This window comes from uncultured Algibacter sp. (assembly GCF_947495675.1).
In the GTDB taxonomy this organism is placed as follows: Bacteria; Bacteroidota; Bacteroidia; order Flavobacteriales; family Flavobacteriaceae; genus Algibacter_B.
In genome coordinates this window covers 1-212 of sequence record NZ_CANLZX010000116.1, presented here as the reverse complement: position 1 = coordinate 212, position 212 = coordinate 1, and the positions used below count along the sequence as shown (strand labels likewise).

The 212-nt window shown below is 45.3% G+C and carries 1 protein-coding gene; it reads right to left on the bottom strand.

Annotated elements, in window-relative coordinates; translation table 11 throughout:
• A partial coding sequence (locus Q0842_RS16310) for a hypothetical protein (RefSeq protein ID WP_298500583.1) occupies positions 1–212 on the bottom strand: 212 nt, incomplete at both ends.

The window sequence follows — 212 nt, the reverse complement described above, 5'->3', positions numbered from 1 at the left end:
GCACTTACTGCTTCTATCACTAAGCCTTCGCCTGATGTTAACACATAAATACTGCTATATCCGTGTGGAATGTTGATATTCCCATCGGCTGTAGCACGAAGCATTGCGGAATCACCTGTTAGCGTCACATTGCTTTCTGTAGCTTGTAAGGTACCTGCATCGGCGGTACAATCTTCAACCATTATTGGTGCTCCTGCTACATCTAATGAGGC